Consider the following 25,903-nt stretch of genomic DNA (forward strand, 5'->3'; position numbering starts at 1 on the left):
GATTGTTCAGACGACCTCGCTACCTTTCAGGTCGTCTGAAACCTTAAACCGAAAGACACAACATGCAGAAAAAACCTTTTTTTCAGACGGCATTATCCCTGTCGCTCGCCTTTGCCTTAAGCGCGTGCGCCGTCCACAGCACCGACAAAAACCTCACGCTCGAATCGACAGGGCAGGTGATGAGCGCGGCGGAAACCGCCGAACGTTACGACGTGAACGGCAACTGGTGGGAAATCTACCAAAGCCCGCAGCTCAACGCCTTGATGGCGCAGGCTTTGGAAAACAATATCGATTTGAAACAGGCAGCCATCAATGTCAATAAAGCCCTGTATCAGGCGAATATTTTGGGCGCGGATTTGGTGCCGTCGTTCAGCGGCTCGGTGGGCGCGTCCACATCCAAAAACCTGAAAACCGGCAGCCACGGCAACACCTTCAGCAGCCAGCTCGGCTTGAGCTACGAATTGGATTTGTGGCGCAAACTCAGTGCCACCGCCGACGCGCAAGTGTGGGAATACCAAGCCACGCGGCAGGATATGGCGAACACGCGCCTGACTTTGATCAACAATGTCGCCGATGCCTATTTCAATATCGCCTATCTCAACGAAGCCATCGAATTGGCGCAGAAATCCCTCAAGCAATATCAGGAAATCAACCGCATTGCCGAAGCCAAGTTCCGCTACGGCAGAGCCGATTCCAGCCAGCCGACGCAGGCGAAACAATCGCTCTTGAGTGCGCAAAACAGCCTGATTTCCCTGAAAAACAGTCTCGACACGCAAAAACAGGTTTTACGCAACCTGCTCAACCTCAAGCCGAACGAAGCCATCGCCGCCGACCCCGCACAATTCCGCCTACCGTCCGTCGAAGGCGTGAACCTCGACGTACCGATTACCGTATTGGCGAACCGCCCCGACCTGCGTGCCGCCGAATACCGCCTGCAATCTTCGCTCCAATCCGTCGAAGCGCAAAAACGCAGTTGGTATCCCTCGATTACATTGGGCGCGAGCTTGAGCACGTCGTCTGAAAAAGCCAAAAGCGCGTTCAATATCCCGCTCTTGGGCGGCTCCGCCACCATCAACCTGCCGTTCCTCAACTGGCAGACCATGAAATGGAAAGACAAAACCGCACAAGCCAATTTCGACAGCGCCAAACTCGACTTTGAAAAAGCCCTGACCACCGCGCTGAACGAAGTCAATACCAACTACCTCACCTACCAAAACGCCCAAGCCGCGCTCAACAACCAAGAACAGCGTTACGCCTTGGACAAGAAAAACAGCCGCTACTACCAAGTGCGCTACCAACACGGCAAAAACGAGCTGAAATATTGGCTGGAGGCGTTGAGTACGGAATACGGCTCTGCCCAAAACATATTGAACCAGCGGTACGAAACGCTGAAATACGAAAACATGGTGTATAAAGCGATGGCGGGACGTTATACGCCGAAATAGGGCGGTCGGCTCAGCTCAAGAGGTCGTCTGAAAACTGAAAAAAGCGGTTTTCAGGCGATTTTTGTCGGTTGCACATGGCTTAAGTTTGCTGCGGGCAAGGCGGCAAGCTGTGGTAAGATGGACGCCGTCGAAACACAGTCGGTTTGCAAAAGTCAGCCAAAACGGGCGGAGGAAACGGGTGTCTCAACGTATCAATCGTCAAGCGCAATCCGTCGGGTTGTGCTTTTTTGTTTTCAGACGACCTCAAGCCGCTGTCGGATTCGGCGCATCAAACAAAAAACAGGAGAAACCAAATGGAAGAAACATTCGTTCAAACGCTGACCATCGCCGGCTCGGATTCCGGCGGCGGAGCGGGGATACAGGCGGATTTGAAGACGTTTCAGATGCGCGGCGTATTCGGCACCAGCGTGCTGACCGCCGTGACCGCGCAAAATACGCTCGGCGTATCGGCTGTGCATCTGATTCCGACCGACATCATCACTGCGCAAATCGAAGCCATCCGCGCCGATTTTGAAATCCGCGCCTATAAAATCGGGATGCTGGGTACGGCAGAAGTGATTGAATGCGTTGCCGAAAATTTGAAAAAATGCCGTTTCGGCAAGCGCGTACTCGATCCTGTGATGATTGCCAAAGGCGGTGCGCCGCTGTTGCAGGATTCCGCCGTCGAAGCGATGAAACGCCTGCTGTTGCCAGATACCGACATTCTGACGCCCAACCTGCCCGAAGCGGAAGCCTTGACGGGCGTGCGCATTGAAAACCGCCAAGACGCGGAACGCGCCGCCAAAATCCTGCAAGATTGCGGGGTGAAAAACGTGGTGATTAAAGGCGGGCATTTGAGCGACAGCCGCAGCGAATACTGTACCGACTGGCTGTTTACGCCGGATGAAGTGTTTGAATTTACCGACCACCGCTTCCCGACGGCGCATACGCACGGCACGGGCTGCACGTTCTCCGCCTGTATCACCGCCGAGCTGGCAAAAGGTTTTGAGACGCTAGAAGCCGTGCAAACCGCCAAAAAATACATTACCGAGGCGATTCGCAACCCGTTAAACATCGGCGCGGGACACGGTCCGGTCAATCATTGGGCGTATCGGGATTGAACAAGGTCGTCTGAAACGGAAATTTCAGACGACCTCTTGCTATATTTATCAGTCAAATTTGTTTACAATATTGGGCAAACCAACTTCAACTTCGCGGAAGAGACATCATGCAAGTTACATCAAAATGGATAGACGGAATGTGCTTTGTCGGCACGACCGAAAACGGACACAGCGTCGTCATGGAAGGCGCGGCGGCGGAAGGGCAGGCGAAACGCGGCCCTAGTCCGATGGAAATGCTGCTTTTGGGTGTGGCGGGCTGTTCCAGCATCGATGTCGTGATGATTGCCGAGAAACAGCGTCAAAAGGTAGTGGACTGCCAAGCGACGGTTACCGCGAAGCGCGCTGACGATGCCCCGCGCGTGTTCACCGAAATCCACATCCATTTTAAAGTCATCGGACACAATTTGACCGAATCCGCCATCGAGCGCGCCGTGCAGATGTCTGCCGAGAAATATTGTTCCGCCTCGATTATGCTGGGCAAGGCGGCGAAAATCACCCACAGTTTTGAAACCGTCGAAGCAGAGTAAATTTTCAGACGACCTCCCGTATCTTTCAGGGGTCGTCTGAAAAGCGTTTAGAGGCGGAATACTGTTAAAGCGTGAATAAAGGCCGCCCGACAAAAAAGCAGATATATTCACGCTACACCATGAATATATCTGCTTGCTTATTGTGGATTCTCTCTCTATCAGCCTTCATAACTTGGCCTTGTGAGGATATTGTGCAAGCTTCACTAGAAATTGTCAACAATTTTTAATTATATCTTAATCAGATTTTGTGCTATATCGAAATGGAATCAAGCAAAAAGCGATAAGGGGCGGGTTGCTGCCGTTGCAAAATTTCTGTTATTTCAAACGATATGACACGCCAGACTATGAGGAGAGCTTAAATAATGAATACCGATAACGAAACCCTTCATGCGCCCACCCCTTCTTCCATGATGCCCGCAGGCAGGCACGATTCGGAGCTGTTCCGCGTTTACGCCCTGATTTTGGACGGCATCACCGATCATGTTTTGCTGCCCGGCAAAAAATTGACCGAATCCGAGCTTTGCCGCCAGATGGTTTGCTCGCGCAATACCGTGCGCGGCGCGCTGTCCCTGTTGGCGCACGACAAAATCGTCGATTTGCAGCCCAATCGCGGCGCGTTCGTCCATGTTCCCGATTTGAAGGAAATGCAGGACGTGTTCAACGCGCGTATCGAAATGGAAAGCATGATTCTGAACCTTCTGTCCGATATGCCCGATTTGGAAACCCGCCTCCAGCCGCTTTACGCCATGATCGAGCGTGAAGAACAGGCGTCCGACAGCGGCGACCGCGTGGGTTGGAACCGCTTATCCAACGCCTTCCACGTCGAACTCGCTCGCCTGATTGACAATAATGTCTTGTTCGACATCATGAACACCCTGTGCGCCCGTTCTTCGCTCATCGTCGCCGTCTTCGATGCGCAGCGTAATGAAAAACGTGCCATCAATCCCCATACCCATTCCGAACACCGCGAAATCCTCGACCTGTTGGTCAACGGCAAACGCAACCGCGTCGTCAAAGTCATGCGCAAACACTTAAGCGCGTGCGTGGAGCGTTTGGAACGCAAATACGAAGCGGAATAATCCCAATCACGCCAAAAGGTCGTCTGAAAACCAAGATTCAGGTTTTCAGACGACCTTTGGTTTTGGCAAAAGCCGAATCGACGGCTGCCTTTTCCCGCTTTGGACAAAAGGTGTACAATCCGAATTCAAACGAACCGGAACGAATGGAAACGAATCCAGATGAAACCGAAAATACAGAGACACGAACATATCCTCACGCTCGTGCGCGAGCAGCATTTCATGACGGTCGAGCAGCTTGCGGAAGCCTTGGACGTTACCCCGCAGACCATACGCCGCGACATACAGGAATTGAGCGAAAGCGGTCAGTTGAAGCGTTACCACGGCGGCGCGTCGGTCGGCGATATTTCCGGCAGCGCGGCACAAGGCAAGCGCAATCATTGCCAAAATGAAAAAAACGCCATCGCCCGCTTGATTGCCGCCCACATTCCCGACAATTCGTCGCTGTTTATCAGTATAGGCATGACGATGGAAGCTGTGGCCGCCGAGTTGGTCAAGCAGCGCAAAAACCTGCGGATTATCACCAACAATATTTACGTTGCCTCCATCACGTCCGCGCGCACCGACTACACCGTCATCATCACCTCCGGCGTTGTGCGCCCCTTGGACGGCGGGATTACGGGCGTGGCGACGGTTGATTTTATCAATCAGTTTAAAGTCGATTATGCCGTCATGAGTACGCACGGCGTGGAAAGCGACGGCTCGCTGTTGGACTACGACTATAAAGAAGTCAGCGTCATGCAGGCGATGATGAACAACGCGCGGGTCAGGTATTTGGGCGTGGACCACAGCAAATTCAACAGCAACGCCTTGGTCAGACTGGGCGACATCGGCTCGTTTGACAAAGTATTTACCGACCGCACACCTGAAGCCGCCATGCAGAAAGTTTTGGGCGATGCGGGCGTAGAATGGCTGGTTGCCGAACCCGTGTCGCTTTGATTTCAGGGGTTACAAAAGGTTAATGAAATTCGGGTACAATGGGGAAGCGTTTTCGGATGGCTGCTATTGGATGGGTAGGTCGTCTGAAAACTAAGCATCCGTACATGAATGTTCTTTTATAGTGGATTAAATTTAAACCAGTACGGCGTTGCCTCGCCTTAGCTCAAAGAAAACGATTCTCTAAGGTGCTGAAGCACCAAGTGAATCGGTTCCGTACTATCTGTACTGTCTGAGGCTTCGTCGCCTTGTCCTGATTTTTGTTAATCCACTATATTCAGAAGAACAGTTTTGAAAAGACGTAAAGATGAATTTCCCCCGTATCAGCGAAAGAACATTTTCCGGCCTTTCATTGGCTGGCAGTATCATTATTATCATCACGACTTCGATATGGTTCAGTCAGGCAGACCCCGAACGCTTCGGGATTACATTGATTGCCGGTATGTTGATGCTTGGCTCGGCGAATCTGGTTTATGTCCTGCTTTCCCATCGTTTGCGACCCGCTACTGTGGCGGGCAGCGTGTGGATAACAACCATACTTTGGTTGTTGTTTATGATGGCGGTAGACAGTGCTGACAGTCATAATGACCCTTACTCCCCTAATTACGATCATCACGGATCAGGTTTTTTGTGGCTAGGGTTGCCTGTATTTTATGTTGGTTCGCTGATTGCCTCCATTATCGCTACCGCAGCCCGCCCCAAGCTGCTCTCTTTGGAAAAATCCTCGCTGCAAGCATTTTGGGCGTCCATGCGCTGGTCTTTTATCGGCACTACCGGTTTGCTTTGGATTTTTTCCCCAATCGCACTTTTGGTTATTTTGGGTATCGTTCTGTTGATTAACCGGCTGGTTGATTTTATCGATTCATCAACGGCATCAAAACGCCCGGAAGGCAATACTTCCGACCATTCCAATCTTTCATCCGATTCGTAATTGTCTATACAGAGGTCTGCTATTTGACGGATAGGTCGTCTGAAAACCAATCATCCGTATATGAATGTTCTTTGATTCAGAAGAACTGTTTTGAAAAGTCGTAAAGATGAATTTCCCCCGTATTAGCGAAAGAACATTTGCTGGTCTTTCATTGGCTGGCAGTATCGTTATTATCATCACGACTTCGATATGGTTCTATCAGGTAGGTCCTGAAGATTTTGACAGCACATTGATTGCCGGTATGTTGATGCTTGGCTCGGCGAATCTGGTTTATGCCCTGTTTTACCGGCGTTTGCGTCCTGCTACGTTGGCGGGCAGCTTGTGGGCGACAGCCATCGTTTGGGTTTGGTATATGAGGGAAGTGGTCGATGAGCTCGCTTACATTCGGCACGGTTCAGGTACTTTGTGGTTTGTGTTGCCTTTATTCTATGGCATCTCGCTGATTGCTTCCATTATCGCTACCGCAGCCCGCCCCAAACTGCTCTCTTTGGAAAAATCCTCGCTTCAAGCATTTTGGGCGTCCATGCGCTGGTCTTTTATCGGCACTACCGGTTTGCTTTGGATTTTCTATCCAATCGCAATTTTGGTTATTTTGGGTATCGTTCTGTTGATTAACCGGCTGGTTGATTTTATCGATTCATCAACCGCATTCAAACGTCCGGAAGACAATACTTCCGACCATTCCAATCTTTCATCCGATTCGTAATTGTCCATACAGAGGTCGTCTGAAACGGTTTTCAGACGACCTCTGTACCTTGTATTGACTGTAAAGCCATCCTATTTTCAGGTAAAATCGGCACGACATCATATTTTCAGATAGCTCCCGACCATGCTCAATAAAGACCAATTCGCGGACAACCATTTCATCCGCACCATCATCGAAGAAGACCTCAAAAGCGGCAAACACGAAGCCATCCAAACCCGCTTCCCGCCCGAACCCAACGGCTACCTGCACATCGGTCACGCCAAATCCATCTGCTTGAACTTCGGTTTGGCGTATATTTACGACGGCTTGTGCAACCTGCGTTTCGACGATACCAACCCCGAAAAAGAAAACGACGAATACGTCAACTCCATCAAAGAAGACGTCGAGTGGCTCGGTTTTCATTGGGCGGGTGAGCCGCGTTTCGCTTCCAATTATTTCGACCAGCTTTACGACTACGCCGTCGGTTTAATCAAAGACGGCAAAGCGTATGTCGATGATTTGACGCCCGAAGAAATGCGCGAATATCGCGGTACGCTGACTGAAGCGGGTAAAAACAGCCCTTACCGCGACCGCAGTATCGAAGAAAACCTCGACCTGTTCACACGCATGAAAAACGGCGAATTCGCCGATGGCAGCAAAACCCTGCGCCTGAAAATCGACATGGCATCAGGCAACATCAATATGCGCGACCCCGTCATCTACCGCATCCGCCGCGCCCATCACCACAACACCGGCGACAAATGGTGCATCTACCCGATGTACGACTACACGCATTGCATTTCCGATGCCATCGAAGGCATCACGCATTCCTTGTGTACGCTCGAATTTGAAGCCCACCGCCCGCTATACGACTGGGTGTTGGACAACATCCCCGCGCCACACGCCACCCGTCCGCGCCAATACGAGTTTTCCCGTTTGGAGCTTTTGTATTCGATCACTTCCAAACGCAAACTGAACCAACTGGTTTCAGAGGGTCATGTTTCCGGCTGGGACGATCCGCGTATGCCGACCATTTCCGGTATGCGCCGCCGCGGCTACACGCCCGAAGGCCTACGCCTGTTTGCCAAACGCGCCGGTATTTCCAAATCTGAAAACATCGTCGACATGAGCGTATTGGAAGGTGCGATTCGTGAAGAGCTGGAAAACTCCGCCCCGCGCCTGATGGCGGTCTTGAACCCGCTCAAAGTAACCCTGACCAACTTTGCAGCCGGCAAAACCCAAAGCCGCCGCGCCGCGTTCCACCCCAATCACGAAGAAATGGGCGAGCGCGAAATCCCCGTGTCCCAAATCATCTACATCGAAGCGGACGACTTTGCCGAAAATCCGCCCAAAGGATTCAAACGCCTGACACTCGGCGGCGAAGTGCGCCTGCGTCACGGCTATGTGATCAAGTGCGACGAAGTCGTGAAAGACGCGGCAGGCAATGTGATTGAACTCAAATGCAGCATCGACTACGACACCTTGGGCAAAAATCCAGAAGGCAGAAAAGTCAAAGGCGTGATTCACTGGGTTTCCGCCGAACACGCCGCCGAAATCAAAGTCCGCCTGTACGACCGACTCTTTACCGTTGAGCGTCCCGATGCCGTGCGCGGCGAAGACGGCAACTATCTGCCGTTCACCGATTTCCTCAACCCCGAGTCCGTCAAAGAAATCACCGCCTACGCCGAACCTGCAGCCAAAAACCTGCCTGCTGAGAGCCGTTGGCAGTTTGAGCGACTGGGCTATTTCGTGACCGACCGCAAAGACCACAGTCCCGAGCAGCCCGTGTTCAACCGCACGGTCACGCTGAAAGATTCTTGGCAGCCCAAGTAATCTGTTTGCAATAGCGATATTGGAAGGTCGTCTGAAAACTTGAAATCGGGTTTTCAGACGACCTTTGTTGATAAAGGAATGAGATGGAACGTTATTCTGTACATTTGAAACTGCTGGGGATGGCAGTATTGTGGGGTGCGTCTTGGCCGATGGGGCGGATGCTGGGTCAGTCGCTGCCGCCGCTGACGGGCGGGGCGGTTCGGTTTGTACTGGCTTCTGTTTTGTTGTTGGGCTGGTTGTTTGCGCGCAGCAGGTTTGCAACCTTAGCGGCTTTGTCGGCGCGGCAATGGCTGGGCTTGGCGGTAGCTGCTTCCGTCGGGGTATGCGGCTATGCGGTGTTTTTCATGCTGGGTTTGCAGGTGATGCCGGCGGGCAAGGCGGCGGTGGTCGTGGCGGTGAATCCCGTGTTGACGCTGCTGCTGGCGGCTTGGCTTTTTGGCGAACGTTTAAACGCGAAGATTTTGGCAGGTATGCTGCTGGCGGTCTGTGGCGCGATAACGGCGGTCACGCAAGGGCAGCCGTTGACGGTGTTGTCGGGCGGCATCAAGGCGGGGGAGTGGCTGATTTTCGGCTGCGTGGTCTGTTGGGCGGCTTATACCTTAATCGGACGTGCGGTCTTGCGCGGGATAGACGCGTTGACGGTAACGGCGGCAACTTCGTTCATCGGCGCGCTGATGTTGTCGGTGGTGGCGTTGTGGACGGACGGATTGCCTTTTGAGGCAATGGCGGCGATGGATGTACGCGGTTGGACGGCATTGGCGTGGTTGGTCATCGGCGCGACGGTATTGGCCTACGCGTGGTATTTCGAAGGCGTGAAGACTTTGGGTGCAGGCAGCGCGGCGGCGTATATTACGCTCGTACCGATTTTCGGCATGCTCAGCTCGGCGTGGGTTTTGGGCGAACCTTTGCATATTTCGTTGGTTGCGGGTTGCGCGGCGGCAGTCGGCGGCATGACGCTGATGCGGTACGGGCAGAAGGTCGTCTGAAATTTTTGTTCGGGTATTTTTACTTTATTGAAATTGGGTTTCAGACGACCTTTTATTTATAATAGGTAAACAGAAGTGACGTGGATTTATAGTGGGTTAAATTTCAATATAACGAACAAAGAAAGCATAAATGCTGCCGCTTTATAACTTTATTTGGCTGACAGTGGTCGCCATACTGTGCTTGATGCTTGTCGATATGACGTTGAAGGCTGAAAGACCGTTGTTTAAAGCAATGGCTGTCAGGTTCAATGTGTTTTTGCTGTGCTGTTTGGGCGTTCAGGCGTGGAGCGTGTGGATGGGGCAGCAAAAGCCGGAGGGGTATGTGCTTCGTGAGGATACGGTGGTAGATGGTTTTCCATTGCCCGCCGGAACAAAGTTGCATTTTCGGTGGAAAAAGGATATTGAATCTTACGAGTATGCCGTATTCCCCAAGCCCGTCGAATGGAAAGGCGTGATGATTAAGGCGGTGGAACGGAAGTTTTATGACCAAAATATGGGCGAAGGCGTCTTTCTGAAGCCGACGGAAGTAGCCGATCGGAAACCGGTTTGGTCGGAAGGTTGGTTGTGCCGTGTGGACGCTGAAGATTTTGGGTGGAAGTATGTCGGTACGAAGGATAAGCGAACGCCTTCGCCTGACGATTACCGGCTGACGGGGTGCCAGTTGGATGAGTCTTTCGCGCTGCCGGTGCCGCAATTGGGCGAAAATGTGAAGCTCGGTTTGCATGAAGTGAGATACATTGAATCCGGCAAAGTTTGGCTGGCATGGTTGGCTCCTGAAAATATGCCTTTTACAGGCTTGATCACGCTGGACGGTAAAAAGAATATTGTGGAAATAGAGATTGAACCCAAACAAACCGATATTTTGGGTTGCGTATTTGACAATGTTTCCTTGCTGACTTGGAATCGTGACCGGCCGGATATCTGGACGGTGTCGGCCCGCCCAAAAGCGGAAAATGAGTTGGTGGAAGAGCATAATGTGAAACAGCCGGAAACTTGTTGGGGGAGAAAACTTGTCTATCAGTATTAATCGGCAGGTCGTCTGAAAAGGCGGCAACCGGCTGCTTTGTGTTCAATATTTTTTATCAAGGAAATCATGATGTCCGCCCCGCTTGAAATCGAAACCCACCCTTTCCCCGCATTATTGCCGCCGCAGGCGACGGTAATGATGATGGGGACGTTTCCGCCCAAGGAAGACAAACGCGCGATGCAGTTTCATTATCCGAATTTTCAAAACGATATGTGGCGCGTCTACGGGCTGGTGTTTTTTAATGATGCGGCGCATTTCCAGATGCCGTCTGAAAAAGCGTTTGATGCGGAGAAAATCAAGGCGTTTTTGCGCGAACGGGGGATTGCGTCCTGTCCGACTGTGTTGAAGGCGGTGCGGGAACACGGCAATGCGTCCGACAAGTTTTTGCAAGTGGTCGAAACTGTCGATTTGGCGGCGGTGTTGGCGCAGATGCCCGACTGCCGCCATATCTGCACCACCGGCGGTAAGGCGACGGAAATCCTGCTCGATATTCAGGGCGGCGGCATCAAAATGCCGAAAACGGGCGAAACCGTGCCGTTTCCGTTTGCCGGACGGGATTTGACCCTGACCCGCCTGCCGTCCACTTCGCGCGCTTATCCTTTGAGTTTGGCGAAAAAGGCGGCGGCGTATCGGGCGTTTTTCGAAATGGCGGGTTTGTGTGAAAAACAGTTATAATTGCCGACAATTTTCCCTTTCAGACGACCTTCTTAAACCGAGGTCGTCTGAAAAAACAGACAAGGAAGAAATCCGATGAAAAACTACCACGCGCCCGACGAGAAGGGCTTTTTCGGCGAACACGGCGGACTTTATGTTGCCGAAACCCTGATTCCCGCCTTGCAAGAGCTGGCGGATGCCTATAAAGCAGCGAAAAACGACCCGTCGTTTTGGGAAGAGTTCCACCGCGATTTGAAACACTACGTCGGCCGGCCCAGCCCCGTTTACCATGCCGCGCGATTGTCCGAGCATTTGGGCGGCGCGCAAATCTGGTTGAAGCGCGAAGACTTGAACCACACCGGCGCGCACAAGGTAAACAACACCATCGGTCAGGCGCTGCTTGCCCGTCGTATGGGTAAAAAACGCGTCATCGCCGAAACCGGCGCGGGTCAGCACGGCGTGGCCTCCGCCACCGTCGCCGCCCGCTTCGGCATGACTTGCGACGTGTATATGGGCGCGGACGACATCCAGCGTCAAATGCCCAACGTGTTCCGCATGAAATTATTGGGCGCAAACGTGGTCAGCGTCGACAGCGGCAGCCGCACGCTGAAAGACGCAATGAACGAAGCCATGCGCGAATGGGTCGCCCGCGTGGACGACACGTTCTACATCATCGGCACCGCCGCCGGCCCCGCGCCGTATCCCGAAATGGTGCGCGATTTCCAATGCGTCATCGGCAACGAAGCCAAAGCGCAGATGCAGGAAGCCATCGGCAGACAACCCGACGTCGCCGTTGCCTGCGTCGGCGGCGGCTCGAACGCCATCGGCCTGTTCCACCCGTATATCGGCGAAGAAAACGTGCGCCTCGTCGGCGTGGAAGCCGGCGGTTTGGGCGTGGACACCCCCGACCACGCCGCACCGATTACCAGCAAAGCCCCCATCGGCGTATTGCACGGCTTCCGCAGCTACCTGATGCAGGACGAAAACGGCCAAGTTTTGGGAACGCACTCCGTTTCCGCAGGCTTGGATTACCCCGGCATCGGCCCGGAACACAGCCACCTGAACGACATCAAACGCGTCGAATACACCGTCGCCAAAGACGACGAAGCACTCGAAGCCTTTGATTTATTGTGCCGCTTCGAAGGCATCATCCCCGCGCTCGAATCCAGCCACGCCCTCGCATGGGCAGTCGCCAACGCGCCGAAAATGGGCAAAGACCAAGTGATTTTGGTCAACCTGTCCGGCCGCGGCGATAAAGACATCAACACCGTGGCGAAGCTGAAAGGGATTGAGTTGTAGGGATGATGTGAAGGTCGTCTGAAAACAAAAATATGATGATTCTCCCCAATTGTTACAGCTATTTCCGCATGGTATCCGACCACAATTGCGCCGATGAATTGACGCAATTGCTCGGTATCCGGCCGTTTTCTGTTACCCGATGTGGAGAGACGCATTTAGCTAATGGAATGCCACGCCCACAGCCGGCTGATTGGAGCGCATGGAATGGCTGCCGCCAAGATCAGCCGGTCAATGACGTAGAAGGGCAGTGCCTGCGGATTGTCCGCCAATTACACGGGAACATTGATGCACTTGCCCGATTCCGTCGGCAATACCAAGCAAAATTTTGGTTGGAAGTTGTCCCTGAATATGTTGTGGATGCAGAACAAAATCCCTATATAGGATTTAGTCGGGAAATCATAGAATTTTGTTATCTGACGGGTACGGAAATAGACGTCGACGTCTATCATTACTGCAATTTCTGCGACTCTGATGAAGGACAAAACGGTACGCTGCATTAATCTGCCTTCATTGAACTGAATTTGTCTTTTAATGTCTTTGGTTTTGGGATATCGACAGGATATAGGGCGTATTCGTGTTCACGCCGTGATTAGCTATCTCACTTGAAATTCTCAAAACAAGCCGTTTGAAAGTCCGCCTTTCAAACGGCGTTATTTTTAGGCTACCTGATATTTTTCTGCATACTATGCCGGATATGAGCCACATCACCGAAAACCGGTTTTCAGACGACCTTTTCCTTATTCAATAAAGACTTTTCAGGTTTTCATCTAATCAGAGTGGGTTAAAATAGCGGAATTTGATATAAACCCTTCTCAGAAAATATGTTGCCCGAACACACTTCCTCCCTGCTCGATTTCGACCGCGCCCATCTGCTCCATCCCTATACGTCCATGACCGACCCGTTGCCTGTTTATCCGGTGCGCCGTGCGGAGGGCGTGCATATTGAATTGGCGGACGGTACGCGGTTGATTGACGGGATGTCGTCTTGGTGGTGTGCGATACACGGCTACAATCATCCCGTTTTGAATCAGGCAGTTGAGGCGCAGATTAAACAAATGTCGCATATGATGTTCGGCGGTTTGACGCACGAGCCGGCGGTGGAGCTGGGCAAGTTGTTGGTCGGGATTTTGCCGCAGGGGCTGGACCGTATTTTTTATGCGGACTCGGGTTCGGTTTCGGTGGAAGTCGCGTTGAAAATGGCGGTGCAATACCAGCAGGCGCGGGGTATGACGGCGAAGCAGAATATCGCGACGGTGCGGCGCGGGTATCACGGCGATACTTGGAACGCGATGTCCGTCTGCGACCCGGAAACGGGGATGCACCATATTTTCGGCAGCGCTCTGCCGCAGCGTTATTTTGTCGATAATCTGAAAAGCCGTTTCGATGATGAATGGGACGGGGCGGATTTGCAGTCTGTCCGCGCCTTGTTTGAAGCGCATCATGCGGATATCGCCGCCTTTATTTTAGAGCCGGTTGTGCAAGGCGCGGGCGGTATGTATTTTTATCATCCGCAGTATCTTCGCGGATTGCGCGATTTGTGCGACGAATTTGATATCGTGTTGATTTTTGACGAAATCGCCACCGGATTCGGGCGCACGGGCAAGATGTTTGCCTGCGAACACGCGGAGGTCGTGCCGGATATTATGTGTATCGGCAAGGGCTTGAGCGGCGGCTATATGACGCTGGCGGCGGCAATCACTTCGCAAAAAGTCACCGAAACGATTTCGCGCGGCGAGGCGGGCGTGTTTATGCACGGCCCGACATTTATGGCGAACCCGCTGGCGTGTGCCGTTGCCTGCGCTTCGGTCAAGCTGCTTTTGTCCCAAGATTGGCAGGCGAATATCCGCCGCATCGAAAGTATCCTGAAAGGTCGTCTGAAAACCGCATGGGACATTCGCGGCGTGAAAGACGTGCGCGTTTTGGGTGCCATCGGGGTGATCGAGTTGGAAAAAGGCGTGGATATGGCGCGTTTTCAAGCGGATTGCGTGGCGCAGGGAATTTGGGTGCGCCCATTCGGCAGGCTGGTGTACCTCATGCCGCCTTACATCATTTCAGACGACCTCTTGACCGAACTTGCCGACAAAACCGTACAAATCTTGAAGGAACACAGCAAATGAAAGGCGTTTACTTCGTCAGCGGCATAGACACGGACATCGGCAAAACCGTCGCCACCGGCGTGTTGGCAAAACAATTGTTGCAGCAGGGCAAAAGCGTGATCACGCAAAAGCCCGTGCAAACCGGTTGCCAAAACATTGCCGACGACATCGCCGTCCACCGCAAAATCATGGGCATACCCATGCAAGAAGCCGACAAACAGCGGCTGACCATGCCAGAAATCTTCAGCTATCCCGCCTCGCCCCACCTCGCCGCACGTCTGGACGGCAGGGTTTTGGACTTGAACAAAATCCGCGCTGCCACGGAGCAACTGGCGGCGCAATACGAAATCGTATTGGTCGAAGGCGCGGGCGGATTGATGGTTCCGCTGACGGAAAACCTGTTAACCATTGATTATATTCAGCAACAGGCTTATCCCGTCATTCTCGTCACCAGCGGACGGCTCGGCAGCATCAACCACACCCTGCTCAGCTTCGCCGCACTCAAGCAATACGGCATCAGCCTGCACAGCCTGATTTTCAACCACATCCACGACAGCCGCGACGAACACATCGCCCAAGACAGCTTGGCGTATCTGAAGGGTCGTCTGAAAACAGAGTTCCCCGATGCGGAGTGGATGGAGTTGGATAAGGTGGAGACGGACGAAAGGTCGTCTGAAAACGATTAAGAGTGGCGGAGCATTGCTGCTGAACGAAATTGCGCTGTCGCTGGCGATACTGACGGAACTGGGGTTCAGCTTGTGCTTGCTGTATGATTCGTCCAAGCAGTATTTCCAAGGGACTGAAGTTTTTTGGGTTCGTTGTTAATGTGCCTTGGGATTAAGGATAAAGGGAGTAACACAATGTCTTTGGTAGTAAGAAATGGAGGATGAAATGGTAAAAAGAATATTTTTAGTATTTTCTATGGCATTAAGTGGATTTATCTCTGCCGAAGGGCTGAATGCCATCAATGATCCGGTGATGAATCCTTGTATTCAACGTCCTGATTTGGCAGGGTGCGGGGCAAATGGTTCTGTTGCGACACAGAGGGTTTATAAAGTACCGAACCGTTGGGGCGCTATTTACTACAATCCTGCCAATGATGCGGTGGGATATTCTGAAAACAATACCGAAGGTTATCGTTCCGCCAATAAAGAGGCATTGGCAAACTGCATTAACGCAGGAGGCGGTCAAAATCCATTGCATAGAGATGGTAAAGGTTGTCGTAAGATGACGGAAGTTCGCAATGCTTGCAGTGCGATTGCTGGTGGCAGTAAAAGCTATAGTGCAAAAAGTGATGATTATTTGGAGAAAGCAGAACGGAAAGCTCTTGACGGGTGTAGCCAATATTCCAATGATTGTAAAATCTTTTATTCTGGCTGCTCTCGTCATCCCGATTACCGTTATTGATTGATTTGATTTTTCAGACGGTCTTTTTAAGATTCTAGGTCGTCTGAAAATTTTTATACGGTAACTAAGCAATATCCCATCGCGACTGGGTATTGCTCAGATTACGATCATATAGAGTGGTTTGGATTAATGATGGTCACGCTAAGGACATGAAATGAAAAAAATATTTTTAATGGTTGCATTGTTTTTATCTAATTCTTTATCTTATGCTAACGAAATGAATAATCCGTGTGTTTATCATCCTAATTTACCAGGGTGTGCTGGAAATAACCGTGCCATCGGACAAAGCAACCGCGTTATTAATATACCTGATCGTTGGGGAGCGATATATCTGAACCCTGCTAATGTGGCTATAGGTTATGCTGAGAACAATACAGAAGGCTATCGTTCAGCAAATAAAGAAGCACTAGCAAATTGTATTAAAGCAGGTGGTGGGGAGAACCCTATAGGAAAGAGTGGGAAAGGATGCCAATTGATAACACAATACCGTAATACATGTGGTGCGATAGCGATAGGTGGAGTCGTTGGCAATGGAGGATATGGAACTTCAACCGATATGGATGTTCGTAAAGCGGAAAAAGGTGCTTTATTAGAATGCAGTAAGCATTCTAATGAATGTACAATCCGTTATTCAGGCTGTTCCCGTCATCCTGATTATCTCCGTTATTGATTTAATTTTCAGACGACCTCTTTAAGATTTGAGGTCGTCTGAAAAATTTGATACGGTAACCAAGCAATATTCCATCGTGACTGGGTATTGCTCAGATTACGATCATGCAGGGCGGCTTGTGAAATGGCGAGATATAAGCCAAAAAGATGATAGTGGTACTGTAATAAAGTAAAGGATTCATAATGAAAAAAAATCTTTTCATATTTATGATATTAAGTGGTTTTGCTTCTGCCAATCCGTTGGGAGGCAACCCGACAGACGGTTATTGTCAAACTGTTGATGGTAGTGCTTGTGGTTGGGGAGGGAATGGTGGATCCTCCCAGCGTCGGGTGATTAATATTCCTAACCATTGGGGTGCTATTTATTACAATCCCGCAAATAGGGCTTTTGGCTACTCAGATAATAATACGAAAAGTTATGAATCTGCTGAAGAAGAAGCATTGGCAGGGTGTATTAAAGCAGGGGGAAATAAGAACCCTATAGCTTCAGATGGAAAAGGATGCAGGTTAGGAACCAAAAATCAAAATTCTTGTAGTGCCATTGCAATGGGTAAAGTGGAAGGTTATGCAATCAGGAGTAATAGGCGCTTGGAAAGAGCTGAACAGGAAGCATTGAAAGCATGTAGTAAATATTCTGATTCTTGTGAAATACGCTATTCCGCATGTTCCCGTCATCCTGATTATCTTCGTTATTAAATGATTTAATTTTTCAGACGACCTTTTTAAGATTAGAGGTCGTCTGAAAGTTATTTATTGTGCCATGAAACCCATTAATCTAAATCCCATGAATCCCCCTTTGAATTGGCAAGGCAAACTTCCCCTCGATCTGCCGCAGGGCTGGGGCGAACGCGCCGCTGCCTTGTGCCAAGCGCAATCGCTGACCGCCGCTTTACGCGCCTTGGGTGGCAGTTTTACGGTAAAAGTGCTGTATATGGGCGAACTGGATGTGCAGGGCAATTCGTTTGGCGAAAACCATACCGAAACCGCCACACCGCAATTCGTCCGCGATGTTTTACTGCATCTGGACGGCGTGCCCGTCGTACAGGCGCGCAGCGCGTGCAGCCTGCAATCGCAAGCCTGGCGTGGCGTGTTGGATTGCGGCACGCAGCCTTTGGGCGAGCGGCTGTTTGACGGCACGCTACCCTTGAAGCGTTCGGCGTTCGAGTTTTGTCTGATGGAAAACGCAGGCGGTCAGGATGATTTCAGACGACCTGTCGCCGCCCGCAGGTCTTATTTCGATTGGGATGGCGAGGTGTTGGAACTGACGGAATATTTTTTGGCGGGGTTGGCGCAGTTTGTGTAGGGCGCGGATATGCCGTTTTTGTATCTTTCTGTAAAAGTTGGGGATAAGGGTCTAAATAAAATAGTAAAATCTAAAAATTGATTTATAATGAACATAATACGCTAAGCAATAATTACAAATTGATTTATTATACCAATAACATATTTTTCACATTCGCATGAAGATAAGACGTGTTCTCCTACATTTTTTCCCGCGCTATGCCGTCGGACGGATGGTCATATACGGTAAATTGATGCGCATCGACAAGCCTATCGGCACGTTGCTGCTGCTTTGGCCGACCTATTGGGCGTTATGGGTCGCTTCGGAAGGCATTCCGGAAGCGGATATTTTTTGGGCGTTTACCGCCGGTACGTTCTTTATGCGCAGCGCAGGCTGCGTGATTAACGACTTTGCCGACCGCAATTTTGACGGTTCGGTCGAGCGCACGAAAAACCGCCCCTTTGCCCGCGGGTTGGTTTCTAAAACGGAAGCGATTCTGCTGACCGTCATCCTCTGCCTGCTTGCCGCCCTCTGCATGACGCCGCTGAACCTGTTGACTTGGGTGATGAGTGTTCCCGCGCTGTTTCTGGCGATGACTTACCCCTTTACCAAACGGTTTTTCCCGCTGCCGCAGTTTTATTTGGGACTGGCATTTTCTTTCGGGATTCCGATGGCGTTTGCCGCCGTCCGCAGCGGCGTGCCTTCTACGGCGTGGCTGATGTTTACCGCCAATGCTTTGTGGACGCTTGCCTACGACACGATTTATGCGATGGCTGACAAGGAAGACGATCTGAAAATCGGGATTAAAACTTCGGCAATCACATTCGGCGATCACGATATTTCCGCTTCCATGCTCTGCCATTTTTGGTTTACCGCGCTGATGGCGGTGTTGGGCGTGAAAATCGGCGCGACATGGCCGTATTGGATCATGCTGCCTGCGGTGGTGTGGCTGCAAATCGGTCAATACCATGCCATCAAAACCCGCGACCGCCAGACTTGTTTTAAAGTGTTTTTGGATAACAATCATATCGGTCTGCTGTGGTTTTTGGGTTTGGCGGGGCATTATTTGTGGACTGTGGCTGCTACGCGGTTGTAAGGCAATATAGTGGATTAACTTTAAACCAGTACGGCGTTGCCTCGCCTTGCCGTACTATCTGTACTGTCTGCGGCTTCGTCGCCTTGTCCTGATTTAAATTTAATCCACTATAGAATGGATAACACGTCGTCTGAAAAGGTTTTCAGACGACGTTTTGTGTTTTTGGGGAAGGGCGGATTGATGATGGCGCTGGGTTTTACCCGGTATCCGAACCTACTGCAAGCCATTTGTCGCCGTTTTCAGACGACCTTGTGTATGGGTTAAGAAATATCAAAGAAGCAGCGTTTCTTGTTAGCAATCTGAGTGTAAATTGCGTGTTCAGGATTGAGGTTTGTACAGACAGTCGGTACAATTCCATTTCATTTTGCCACATCAAAAGAGATTTCTATGAGCCTTATCGGCGAAATTTTGCCTTTGTCCCATATCGTTTTGGACTTGGAAGTCGGCAGCAAAAAACGCTTGTTTGAAGAAGCGGGCCTGCTGCTTGAACATGAAGCAGAATTACCTCACGGCGATGTCTTCGACTGCCTGTTTGCCCGCGAAAAGCTGGGTTCGACCGGTTTGGGGCAGGGCGTCGCCATTCCGCACGGCCGTCATGCCTGCGTGAAAAAAGCGACCGGCGCGTTTATCCGCACGAAAGAACCGGTCGCTTTCGATGCGCCCGATGGCAAACCCGTATCCCTGATTTTCACTTTGTTGGTGCCGGAAAATGCGACCGGCGAGCATTTGGAAGTCTTGTCCAAACTGGCGGGCAGGTTCTCGCAAAAAGCCGTCCGTGAAGCCTTGATGTCCGCGACCTCTGCCGAGGAGGTGCGTAAACTTCTGGCAGAAGAGTAAAGAATGCCCAGTATATCCGTCCGCCGCCTGTTTTCCGATAATCAGCACAAGCTCCAACTTGCTTGGGCGGCAGGCAATTCGGGTGCGGACAACCGCATCGGAGTAGAGGCCGACAAACCCGTTTTGGCGTTGGTCGGCCATTTGAATTTTATCCATCCCAATCAAATCCAAGTCGTCGGTGTTGCCGAAGCCGAATATCTCAAACGCCTCGAATCGGGCGAATTGAATTACGACTTCGGCGAACTCTTCGATATTCCCATGTCGCTGGTCATCGTTGCCAACGGTCTGGCGGTTTCACCCAAATTGCGCGACTACTGCCATAAAAACGACATCCCGCTGCTGACTTCCAAGCTCGAAAGCCCGTATTTGATGGACGTGTTGCGGATTTATCTGCAACGCACGTTGGCGACTTCCATCGTCAAACACGGCGTATTCCTCGATGTATTTGAAGTCGGTGTGTTGATTACCGGTCATTCCGGCTTGGGTAAAAGCGAGCTGGCGTTGGAATTGATTTCGCGCGGACACAGCCTGATTGCCGATGATGCGGTCGAGCTTTTCCGCACCGGACCCGAAACGCTCGAAGGCCGCTGCCCGCCGATGCTGCGTGATTTTCTTGAAGTGCGCGGGTTGGGCATACTCAATATCCGCCACATTTTTGGCGAAACTTCTATCCGTCCGAAAAAAATTCTCCAGCTGATTATTAACCTAGTCGCTGCCGATGACGATTACATGAAGCAGCTCGACCGCTTGAGCATACGCACGGAAACCGAGTCCATCCTCAACGTCAACGTCCGTTCCGTCACCCTGCCTGTCGCCGTGGGCCGCAACCTTGCGGTATTGGTTGAAGCGGCGGTGCGCAACTACATCCTCCAGTTGCGCGGCAAAGACAGCACCAAAGAATTCCTCGAACGCCATCAAACACAACTCAAAGAAAACGAACAAAACCATGAAAATCGTCCTGATTAGCGGATTGTCCGGCTCGGGTAAGTCCGTTGCCCTCAAGCAGCTCGAAGACCTCGGCTATTTCTGCGTGGACAACCTGCCGCTGGAAATGCTGCCTTCGCTGGTGCTGCACCACATCGAACGTGCCGATGAAACCAAACTCGGCGTGAGCGTCGATGTCCGTTCCGGCATCAACATTCAGGAAGCGCAAGAGCAAATCCAATACCTGCGCGATGAAGGCCATCAGGTCGAAGTATTGTTTGTTGAGGCAGAGGAAAGCGTGCTGGTGCGCCGTTTTTCCGAAACGCGGCGCGGCCATCCGTTGTCCGGATTGAGCCTTACACTGTTGGAAAGCCTGCAAAAAGAGCGCGAATGGCTGTTTCCGCTCAAAGACATCGCCTACTGTATCGACACATCCAAAATGAACGCGCAGCAACTGCGTTATGCCGTTCAACAATGGCTCAACATCGAGCGCAGAGGGCTTTTGGTGATTCTTGAGTCTTTCGGCTTCAAATACGGCGTACCGAATAACGCTGATTTTATGTTCGATATGCGCAGCCTGCCCAATCCCTATTACGATCCCGAGCTGCGCCCCTACACCGGCATGGACGCTCCCATTCAAGCGTATCTCGACCAGCAGCCCTTGGTGCAGGAAATGGTCGACGACATCGACCACTTTATGAACCACTGGCTCCCGCGCCTGCAAAAAGAAAGCCGCAGCTACGTGACCATCGCCATCGGCTGTACCGGCGGGCAGCACCGTTCCGTCTATGTTGTCGAAAAACTCGCCCAACGCCTGCAAGGGCATTACGAATTGCTGGTCCGCCACAGACAGGCACACAACCTGTCCGGACGCTGATTCCCCTTTTCAGACGACCTTTTCGATATAAAAGGAGAAAACCATGAAACACATCATCACCCTCGCACTCGCCTGCACACTTGCCGCCTGCGCCGCAGAAATCCCCGCCTACCGTTGGCACCGCACCGGCGCAAGCGAAGCCGAAGTTTCCCGTCAAATCAACATCTGCAAATCACAAGCGCAACACGACGCCAAACACGGACGCGAATCCAAATCCCTTGAGCAATGTATGGACGAAGCCGGCTACTACCGCTACGAACACGGCAACCTCTAAACCTTGAGCGCCCCAAACCAAAAGGTCGTCTGAAAAACCGCGAAGGCTTTCAGACGACCTTTGCACAGAAAACGGACAAACCTCAAGGTCGTCTGAAAACACCGCCGAACCACTTTTCAGACGACCCCACCGCAAATCAGACAGAAAGAACAAAACATGGCAATCCAATGGTTTCCCGGCCACATGAACAAAGCAAAAAAAGCCATCGCCGAACGCACCAAAAGCGTCGATATGGTGATTGAAATGCTGGACGCGCGTATGCCTGCCTCCAGCGAAAATCCCCTGCTTGCCCAGCTTTCCAAAGGCAAACCCAAACTCAAAATCCTCAACAAACAAGACCTTGCCGACCCCGAGCGCACCAAAATCTGGCTCGAACACTACAACAGCCGCCCCGACACCCGCGCCATCGCCCTCGATTCCTCGGAAACCGGCGCACACGGCAAAATCACCCAAGCCTGCCGCGCCATGATTCCCCACCGCCAAGGCATAGACAAACCCCTGCGCGTCCTCATCTGCGGCATCCCCAACGTCGGCAAGTCCACCCTCATCAACGGCATGATAGGCAAAAAATCCGCCAAAACCGGCAACGAACCCGGCATCACCAAAGCCGAACAACGCCTTTTCCTCGCCGACGATTTCTGGCTCTACGACACCCCCGGAATGCTGTGGCCGAAAATCATCGTCGAAGAAGGCGGCTACAACCTCGCCGCCGGCGGCGCAGTCGGACGCAATGCGTTAGACGAAGAAGAAGTCGCCCTCGAGCTTCTAGACTACCTCCGCCGCCACTACCTCCCCATGCTGCAAGAACGCTACCAAGCCGACAAAGACCCCAGCAGCCACTGGGATGACAACTCATGGCTCGAGTGGATAGCCAAAAAACGCGGCGCAGTCTTGAGCGGCGGACGGGTCAACTACCAAAAAGCCGCCGAAAACATCCTCACCGACTTCCGCGAAGGCAAAATCGGCAGAATCACCCTCGAAACGCCGAACCAATGGGAAACATGGCTCAAAAAAGCCCGCCAAAAAGAAGCCGAACTCAAAGCCATACGCGAAGCCAGAAAGGCAGAACGCAAAGGGCAGAAGCCTGCGGACGAGTAGGGCGGTATAGTGAAATGCCAAAAGATGTTTCACTGCCCTCAAAAAGGTCGTCTGAAACCTTAGACAGATTGTTCAGACGACCTGTTTGTAAAATTTATAGTGGATTAACTTTAAACCAGTACGGCGCTGCCTCGCCTTAGCTCAAAGAGAACGATTCTCTAAGGTGCTGAAGCACCAAGTGAATCGGTTCCGTACTATCTGTACTGTCTGCGGCTTCGTCGCCTTGTCCTGATTTAAAGTTAATCCACTATAAAACCAACATATAAAACTGAAAAGAATCCTTATCTAAGGTCGTCTGAAAACATCAAAACAATTAAATCTTAACGCTATGAACGAAAAACTCCCTCCCGACGCGCTGATTGAAGCCGCGCTTTTGACCCAAACCGAACCCTTAAACGAAAAATCCATGCGCGAATTGTGTGTGCCGCCGCTGTCGCAGGACAAATTGATTGACGTGTTGGCGCAGTTAAAAACGCGCTGGCAAGGTAGGGCGTTGCAACTGGTGCATACGCACGAAGGCTGGCGGTTTCAGATTGCGCAGGCGGCATTCGAGCGGCTGGGCAGCCTTCAGGAACAGCGTGCGCCGCGCTATTCCCGCGCTGTGATGGAAACGCTGGCGATTATCGCCTATCAGCAGCCGGTGACGCGCGGCGACATTGAGGGCATACGCGGCGTGGCGGTGTCGCAGAACGTGATGCAGACCTTGCAGGACAGGGGCTGGATTGAAGTGATCGGGCATCGAGATTCTGTCGGTCGGCCTGCGTTGTGGGCGACGACGCCGACGTTTTTGAGCGATTTGCGCCTGGACAGTTTGGAAGATTTGCCGCCGCTGACGGAATTGGGCGAATTGGTCTTGCCTGATTTGGTCGAAATGCCACCGACGGGCGAGGAAGAGGATCAGGAAGAAGCACCGGAGCGGCTGATTAATTAAAACAAGGCTGGAGATGTGAAAAGGTCGTCTGAAAATTTGAAACGGGTTTTCAGACGACCTTTTTTCAAAAAATAATATCATTGTATTCAGCTTGTTAGATATAAAATAAGAAAAACCTTATTCAAACTATAAAAAATCTTAGTTATAATCAGCATATCTAAAGTTAGCCGCCGATGTGCGGTCGATTTACTAAGGAATACTACCATGCTGTTGGCACTTTCCCTGCGCGATTTTGTCATTGTTGAAAACCTCAATCTGGATTTCCAAAGCGGTTTTACCGTCTTGACCGGCGAGACAGGCGCGGGCAAATCGATTACGTTGGATGCAATCGGGCTTTTGTTGGGCGATAAGGCTGATTACAGCCAAGTCCGCAGCGGCGCAAAGGAAGCGCAGTTGTCGGCATTGTTTGACATCAGCCTTTTGCCCGATCTCAAAGCCCAATTGCAGGAGCAGGGTTTTCTAGACGAAGACGCGGAAGAACTCAGCATCCGCCGCATCATCGATGCCAAAGGGAAAAGCCGCAGCTTTATCAACAATCAGGCAGCCACGCTGGCGCAGCTCAAAGCCGTCGGCGGGCAGCTTATCGACATTCACGGGCAAAACGCCCACCATTCCCTCAATCAAGAATCCGCCCAGCGCGAATTGCTGGACGCATTTGCAGGCAGCAAAGCGCAGGCGGAAACCGTCGGACAGCTTTATCAAAACTGGGTCAATGCGAAAAAAGCCCTCCAAGAGGCGCAAGAACACGCTGAGACCATCATTATCGAGCGTGAGCGTTTAGAATGGCAGTTCAACGAATTGAACCAGTTGGACGTCAAACAAGGCGAATGGGAAGCCCTCAGCCAAAGCCACGACAGCCTTGCCCATTCTGCCGAGCTGTTGCAGGCTGCCGAAGAAGTCGGCGACTACATCGATGGCGACAACGGCATCCAACGTCAAATTTATCAATGCCAAAAATTATTGACCAATCTGCAAAACATCGAGCCGCGCTTTGCCGAAAGCCTGAATATGCTGGCGAGCATTGAAGCCGAATTGGGCGAAATCAGTGCCAATATGCGCGACGTCGCAGGCCGAAGCGACATCGATCCCAACGAGTTGGCGGCGCAGGAGCAGCGCATGGGCGAGCTGATGGGGATGGCGCGGAAATACCGCATTGAGCCTGAAGCCCTGCCGCAAAAGCTGGCTGAAATCGACGAGCGCCTGCAAAGCCTGCAAGCCGCTGCCGATTTGGAAGCGTTGACGCAAACCGTTGCCCGCAACCTTGCCGAATATCAGGAGGCAGCCCACGTTCTTTCCGCCATGCGCCATCAGGCGGCGGGCAGATTGGGCGAGGAAACGACCGGACATATGCAGCATCTCGCCATGAAAGGCGCGCGTTTCGACATCGTCCTGCTGCCGTCCTCCCCGACGGCGCACGGCTTGGAGCAGGTACAGTTCCAAGTTGCCGCCAACAAAGGCAATCCGTCCCGTCCGCTGAACAAAGTCGCGTCCGGCGGCGAACTTGCCCGCATCAGCCTTGCCTTGCAGGTGGTCACCAGCCAATACACGCAAGTTCCCACGCTGATTTTTGACGAAGTCGATACCGGTATCGGCGGCGGCGTGGCGGAAATGGTCGGCAAAGCCCTGCGTGCTTTGGGTAAAAAACATCAGGTGCTCGCCGTGACCCACCTGCCGCAAGTCGCTTCCTGCGGTGAAAACCATTGGCAGGTACGCAAACACAGCGAAGGCGAACAAACCGTTAGCGAAATCAGCGTGTTGGATCACCAGCAGCGCATCGAAGAAATCGCCCGTATGCTTGGTGGAGAAATCATTACCGATACGACCCGCAGCCACGCGGCAGAATTAATCAGTCTTGCCGCCGCTTAAACGCAAAATAGAGAGAGGTCGTCTGAAAAGGGAGTTTGTGTCTAATC

At 51.8% G+C, this 25,903-nt stretch carries 27 protein-coding genes; all 27 read left to right on the forward strand.

Annotated features, from left to right (window positions below):
* Nucleotides 1–62: 62 nt before the first annotated feature.
* Entirely contained in the window at nt 63–1,445 is a 1,383-nt protein-coding gene (locus DBZ16_RS11540; protein ID WP_107814100.1) for a TolC family protein, read from the forward strand.
* A 293-nt stretch (nt 1,446–1,738) separates the two neighbouring features.
* On the forward strand, nt 1,739–2,545 hold the full coding sequence (gene thiD, locus DBZ16_RS11545) for a bifunctional hydroxymethylpyrimidine kinase/phosphomethylpyrimidine kinase (protein ID WP_107814101.1): 807 nt from the start codon (nt 1,739–1,741) through the stop codon (nt 2,543–2,545).
* 107 nt (nt 2,546–2,652) lie between these two features.
* Nucleotides 2,653–3,072 (forward strand): OsmC family protein, encoded by a 420-nt coding sequence (locus DBZ16_RS11550; RefSeq protein ID WP_003741038.1) that lies wholly within the window; start codon nt 2,653–2,655, stop codon nt 3,070–3,072.
* A 362-nt stretch (nt 3,073–3,434) separates the two neighbouring features.
* The gene (locus tag DBZ16_RS11555; RefSeq protein ID WP_107814102.1) at nt 3,435–4,151 is read left to right on the forward strand and encodes a GntR family transcriptional regulator; all 717 of its coding nucleotides are present in this window, start codon (nt 3,435–3,437) and stop codon (nt 4,149–4,151) included.
* A gap of 159 nt (nt 4,152–4,310) precedes the next feature.
* A complete protein-coding gene (locus DBZ16_RS11560; RefSeq protein ID WP_107814103.1) occupies nt 4,311–5,087 on the forward strand; it encodes a DeoR/GlpR family DNA-binding transcription regulator in 777 nt (258 codons plus the stop codon).
* Between the two features lie 304 nt (nt 5,088–5,391).
* On the forward strand, nt 5,392–6,015 hold the full coding sequence (locus DBZ16_RS11565; protein WP_107814104.1) for a hypothetical protein: 624 nt from the start codon (nt 5,392–5,394) through the stop codon (nt 6,013–6,015).
* 106 nt (nt 6,016–6,121) lie between these two features.
* Nucleotides 6,122–6,721, forward strand: a complete 600-nt coding sequence (locus DBZ16_RS11570) for a hypothetical protein (protein ID WP_107814105.1) — start codon at nt 6,122–6,124, stop codon at nt 6,719–6,721.
* A 123-nt stretch (nt 6,722–6,844) separates the two neighbouring features.
* Nucleotides 6,845–8,533 (forward strand): glutamine--tRNA ligase/YqeY domain fusion protein, encoded by a 1,689-nt coding sequence (locus DBZ16_RS11575; protein WP_107814106.1) that lies wholly within the window; start codon nt 6,845–6,847, stop codon nt 8,531–8,533.
* Between the two features lie 83 nt (nt 8,534–8,616).
* Entirely contained in the window at nt 8,617–9,519 is a 903-nt protein-coding gene (locus tag DBZ16_RS11580) for a DMT family transporter (protein ID WP_107814107.1), read from the forward strand.
* 130 nt (nt 9,520–9,649) lie between these two features.
* Nucleotides 9,650–10,546 carry a hypothetical protein gene (locus tag DBZ16_RS11585; protein WP_107814108.1) on the forward strand — a complete coding sequence of 299 codons (897 nt, stop codon included), beginning with the start codon at nt 9,650–9,652 and terminating at the stop codon, nt 10,544–10,546.
* A gap of 69 nt (nt 10,547–10,615) precedes the next feature.
* Entirely contained in the window at nt 10,616–11,221 is a 606-nt protein-coding gene (locus tag DBZ16_RS11590) for a DNA glycosylase (protein ID WP_009311214.1), read from the forward strand.
* Nucleotides 11,222–11,296: 75 nt separating this feature from the next.
* Nucleotides 11,297–12,499 carry a tryptophan synthase subunit beta gene (trpB, locus tag DBZ16_RS11595; RefSeq protein WP_107814109.1) on the forward strand — a complete coding sequence of 401 codons (1,203 nt, stop codon included), beginning with the start codon at nt 11,297–11,299 and terminating at the stop codon, nt 12,497–12,499.
* Between the two features lie 32 nt (nt 12,500–12,531).
* A complete protein-coding gene (locus tag DBZ16_RS11600; RefSeq protein WP_107814110.1) occupies nt 12,532–12,999 on the forward strand; it encodes a DUF4279 domain-containing protein in 468 nt (155 codons plus the stop codon).
* A gap of 321 nt (nt 13,000–13,320) precedes the next feature.
* Complete coding sequence (bioA, locus tag DBZ16_RS11605; RefSeq protein WP_107814111.1) at nt 13,321–14,616, forward strand: adenosylmethionine--8-amino-7-oxononanoate transaminase; 1,296 nt, start codon at nt 13,321–13,323, stop codon at nt 14,614–14,616.
* Nucleotides 14,613–15,281 carry a dethiobiotin synthase gene (gene bioD, locus DBZ16_RS11610; RefSeq protein ID WP_107814112.1) on the forward strand — a complete coding sequence of 223 codons (669 nt, stop codon included), beginning with the start codon at nt 14,613–14,615 and terminating at the stop codon, nt 15,279–15,281. Before bioA ends, bioD begins: the two co-directional genes overlap by 4 nt.
* A 193-nt stretch (nt 15,282–15,474) precedes the next feature.
* On the forward strand, nt 15,475–16,002 hold the full coding sequence (locus tag DBZ16_RS11615; RefSeq protein ID WP_240600367.1) for a DUF4189 domain-containing protein: 528 nt from the start codon (nt 15,475–15,477) through the stop codon (nt 16,000–16,002).
* Nucleotides 16,003–16,156: 154 nt separating this feature from the next.
* Nucleotides 16,157–16,672 (forward strand): DUF4189 domain-containing protein, encoded by a 516-nt coding sequence (locus DBZ16_RS11620; RefSeq protein ID WP_107814113.1) that lies wholly within the window; start codon nt 16,157–16,159, stop codon nt 16,670–16,672.
* A gap of 182 nt (nt 16,673–16,854) precedes the next feature.
* On the forward strand, nt 16,855–17,367 hold the full coding sequence (locus DBZ16_RS11625) for a DUF4189 domain-containing protein (RefSeq protein ID WP_107814114.1): 513 nt from the start codon (nt 16,855–16,857) through the stop codon (nt 17,365–17,367).
* Nucleotides 17,368–17,431: 64 nt separating this feature from the next.
* Nucleotides 17,432–17,974 carry a chorismate--pyruvate lyase family protein gene (locus tag DBZ16_RS11630; RefSeq protein ID WP_107814115.1) on the forward strand — a complete coding sequence of 181 codons (543 nt, stop codon included), beginning with the start codon at nt 17,432–17,434 and terminating at the stop codon, nt 17,972–17,974.
* Nucleotides 17,975–18,131: 157 nt separating this feature from the next.
* Complete coding sequence (gene ubiA / locus DBZ16_RS11635) at nt 18,132–19,049, forward strand: 4-hydroxybenzoate octaprenyltransferase (RefSeq protein ID WP_107814116.1); 918 nt, start codon at nt 18,132–18,134, stop codon at nt 19,047–19,049.
* A 387-nt stretch (nt 19,050–19,436) separates the two neighbouring features.
* Nucleotides 19,437–19,886, forward strand: a complete 450-nt coding sequence (gene ptsN, locus DBZ16_RS11645) for a PTS IIA-like nitrogen regulatory protein PtsN (RefSeq protein ID WP_003743926.1) — start codon at nt 19,437–19,439, stop codon at nt 19,884–19,886.
* Nucleotides 19,887–19,889: 3 nt separating this feature from the next.
* On the forward strand, nt 19,890–20,852 hold the full coding sequence (gene hprK, locus DBZ16_RS11650; protein WP_003756089.1) for an HPr(Ser) kinase/phosphatase: 963 nt from the start codon (nt 19,890–19,892) through the stop codon (nt 20,850–20,852).
* On the forward strand, nt 20,833–21,687 hold the full coding sequence (gene rapZ, locus DBZ16_RS11655; protein WP_070612983.1) for an RNase adapter RapZ: 855 nt from the start codon (nt 20,833–20,835) through the stop codon (nt 21,685–21,687). The genes hprK and rapZ overlap by 20 nt, the downstream gene beginning before the upstream one ends.
* Nucleotides 21,688–21,730: 43 nt before the next feature.
* Nucleotides 21,731–21,961: a protocatechuate 3,4-dioxygenase gene (locus DBZ16_RS11660; RefSeq protein ID WP_107814117.1), complete on the forward strand. Its 231-nt coding sequence runs from the start codon at nt 21,731–21,733 to the stop codon at nt 21,959–21,961.
* A gap of 156 nt (nt 21,962–22,117) precedes the next feature.
* Complete coding sequence (ylqF, locus tag DBZ16_RS11665; RefSeq protein WP_016687478.1) at nt 22,118–23,059, forward strand: ribosome biogenesis GTPase YlqF; 942 nt, start codon at nt 22,118–22,120, stop codon at nt 23,057–23,059.
* 328 nt (nt 23,060–23,387) lie between these two features.
* Nucleotides 23,388–23,990, forward strand: a complete 603-nt coding sequence (gene scpB / locus DBZ16_RS11675; RefSeq protein WP_107814118.1) for an SMC-Scp complex subunit ScpB — start codon at nt 23,388–23,390, stop codon at nt 23,988–23,990.
* A gap of 204 nt (nt 23,991–24,194) precedes the next feature.
* Nucleotides 24,195–25,856, forward strand: a complete 1,662-nt coding sequence (gene recN / locus DBZ16_RS11680) for a DNA repair protein RecN (RefSeq protein ID WP_107814119.1) — start codon at nt 24,195–24,197, stop codon at nt 25,854–25,856.
* The last annotated feature ends 47 nt before the right edge of the window (nt 25,857–25,903 follow it).

Origin of the sequence: Neisseria sicca, from assembly GCF_003044565.1 — a bacterium.
In the GTDB taxonomy this organism is placed as follows: Bacteria; Pseudomonadota; Gammaproteobacteria; order Burkholderiales; family Neisseriaceae; genus Neisseria; species Neisseria sicca_A.